The 1,665-nt window shown below is 51.3% G+C and carries 2 protein-coding genes; both read left to right on the top strand.

Annotated features, from left to right (window positions below; genetic code table 11):
- Nucleotides 1-625: 625 nt before the first annotated feature.
- The gene (locus JX325_RS16365; RefSeq protein ID WP_204792096.1) at nucleotides 626-943 is read left to right on the top strand and encodes an HTH domain-containing protein; all 318 of its coding nucleotides are present in this window, start codon (nucleotides 626-628) and stop codon (nucleotides 941-943) included.
- 594 nt (nucleotides 944-1,537) lie between these two features.
- A partial coding sequence (locus JX325_RS16360) for a ParB N-terminal domain-containing protein (RefSeq protein WP_204792097.1) occupies nucleotides 1,538-1,665 on the top strand: 128 nt, incomplete at its 3' end.

Genomic DNA, 1,665 nt, shown 5'->3' with positions numbered 1-1,665 from the left:
GAGAGGAATAGCAGCCCCACTAATTTTATTACGTGCGTTTGCACGGGCTTTATTCAAACTTTCTCAATTCTTTTGAACCGTGAGTATCATGCGATTAAGGCATCGAGGGAGACAGCACTCCCTCGGTGCCTTTTCATTTTTGCTGAAAGGGGGAAATCTATTGAAGTGGCCCTTTTGAGAAAATCTATTTCGACGTAAATTGGGATAATATATATAAACCACCCCCTTGGTTTTTCAAAGAAGCGCGAACAACTTTACGGTTGTTCGCGTCCTTTTTTTCTTTCGACTGGTTTCGACTGTATTCTCTGTTGTATTTCGGGGAATGTAGTCGAAAGCAGTCGAATATTTTTGCTCATTTTTGCAAGCATAAGCGGATTTTATTTTATTTTGGTGCAATCAGAAATTTATTTGCTGTCTGTGGCAAATCGTGTTACTACGCTCGTGTCCGCGCGCCTCCCCGGAAATCTGAACCAGGACCTAACCCCATTCAGATTTTTGGAGGCAAGAAAATGGCAATAAATGCACATCTAAAAATTTTTCAAAACTTTTTTCAAAATCACCAAGTGAGCCTTGGTGTATTCCTGTTAGGATTATTTATGGGGCCGGAGAGGAAGGGGGTGAGCACATGGGCGTATACGAACGCCGCCTGATGATTGTGGAAATGTTATCCGTTGCAAAGCGGATTACATACCATTATCTGGCGCAGGAACTCAATGTTTCCGTGGAAACCATTCGCACGGACATTATCGCGCTCATGTGCATCTACCCTATTGAGATTACCCGTGGCCGTAACGGTGGTGTTAAGCTGGCGGATGGCTACCCTGTCCGCCGCAAACCGCTGGGCGAAGAAGAAACCGCGTTGCTTATGAATTTGAGGGCGCAGCTCACGGGCGAAAAACAGAAAATGATGGATAACATCATCCTCCAACTCGCAGCCCAATAACCTATTGGTAGCACCTTGACAAACAGCGGGACAAGCTCCCGCTCATAATCAGTATGTAAGTGCTGCATCCTGCATCAGCCGCACAATCGCCACGACTGCCTGCGGGCCTGGAACCAATGAAAGGGGGTGGACCCTCGTTCCCCGCCCGTCAAAACGATCACATCAAAGGTACGAGCGACACCTGGGCGGCTGTCCGGCGTTGGCAACGCCGCAGACGCGGGAAGCACCGCAAACACCCGTATCGCAGGGTAAAAGGGAGATGCTGGGGGAACGGCCTGGGCAGCTTAGTCACCTGCCGCCACCGTCTGCTGGCACCGCGTCAACCCGCCATGGTTGGGCTTACATACTCCCGTGCCGGGGGAGAGCAGCAGGGCGGTCATGCCGCCTGATAATACGGCACACATTTTTCATAAAGGGTGTTCAAGGGAGCCCGCGCCGGTCATATTTCCTTACAGTATGAGGACACAGCCAGGACCGGCGCGGCCCTTCCCGCCCACCGGATGAAAGACCTGGAGCCATAGGCCAACTGCGGCCCCAGGTGTTCCATCCGGTAGGGATGAACGATAACAGGCCGGAGGCCAGGGAGGTGAAAATATGCTTGTTCCAATCAGTGAAATCAAAGTCAACGCTGGACGGCGGGAGGCGGACCCGGAGGGAGTGCAGGAGTTGGTGGACAGTATTTCCAAGGTGGGCTTGCTCAACCCCATCACCATTGACCGGGA

Source organism: Oscillibacter sp. CU971 (genome assembly GCF_905219725.1).
Classification (GTDB): Bacteria; Bacillota; Clostridia; order Oscillospirales; family Oscillospiraceae; genus Oscillibacter.
The sequence above is the reverse complement of the archived record's forward strand: the minus strand, read 5'-3'. Positions and strand labels throughout refer to the sequence as shown.

Bases quoted from the DNA above. Each gene is read 5' to 3' on its own strand.
- JX325_RS16365 (WP_204792096.1), top strand. From the start codon at position 626: ATGGGCGTATACGAACGCCGCCTGATGATTGTGGAAATGTTATCCGTT.